Origin of the sequence: Mesorhizobium sp. M7D.F.Ca.US.004.01.2.1 (assembly GCF_003997785.1) — a bacterium.
In the GTDB taxonomy this organism is placed as follows: Bacteria; Pseudomonadota; Alphaproteobacteria; order Rhizobiales; family Rhizobiaceae; genus Mesorhizobium; species Mesorhizobium loti.
The window spans coordinates 1-785 of the sequence record NZ_RZRQ01000717.1 but is presented as its reverse complement, the minus strand read 5'-3'; the positions used below and the strand labels follow the sequence as shown (position 1 = coordinate 785).

At 65.1% G+C, this 785-nt stretch carries 1 protein-coding gene and 1 pseudogene; both read right to left on the bottom strand.

The window, feature by feature from the left end; genetic code table 11:
- Window positions 1-105, bottom strand: a pseudogene (locus EN993_RS38235) (D-glycerate dehydrogenase); the annotation flags it as partial.
- A gap of 90 nt (window positions 106-195) precedes the next feature.
- On the bottom strand, window positions 196-785 hold a 590-nt coding region (locus tag EN993_RS36395; RefSeq protein WP_127266285.1), incomplete at its 5' end, for a succinate--CoA ligase subunit alpha.

Here is a 785-nt window from a genome sequence, read left to right as displayed (position 1 = left end):
TCTCAGCGGCGTGTCGTCTGTGTTGAGCGTGGTGTCGAAGCGCTCGGCGAGGAGCGCTTCAACGGCGGCCGGCCATCTGCGGGTGACAATCAATCGCGGTTTCATCGAATTTCCCTGCCGATCGACGGGGTGCGATGTTTCCACCACCCCGAACAGACTTCAAACTGCGCAATGTGGGCTTCGCCCGGTCGGCCGTCACGCCGCCTTCTTGGTCCGCGCCAGCGTATCGGCCACGACCTCGCCGAATGAGGCCGGCGTCGGCACGATGACGACACCGGCCTCCTTGAGGATTTCGACTTTTTCCTGCGCCGATTCGCCGAAGGCGGAGATGATGGCGCCGGCATGGCCCATGCGCCTGCCTTTTGGCGCGGAAAGCCCGGCGATATAGGCAATCAGCGGCTTGCGCATGTTGTCGCGCGCCCAGATCGCGGCTTCCGCTTCCTGCGGTCCGCCGATCTCGCCGATCATCACCACAGCGTCGGTGTCTTCGTCACGCTCGAAGAGTTGCAGGATATCCTTGAAAGACGAGCCGTTGATCGGATCGCCGCCGATGCCGACGCTGGTCGACACGCCGATGCCCAGCGCCTTCATCTGCGAGGCGGCCTCGTAGCCGAGCGTGCCGGAGCGGCCGACGATGCCGACGCGCCCGGGGAGGTAGATGCTGCCGGGCATGATGCCCATAAGCGCCTGTCCGGGCGTGATGACCCCGGCGCAATTCGGGCCGACCAGCCGCATGCGGTCCTCGAAGCGGTAGCGGCGCATGTAGCGCTTGACCTGCATCATGT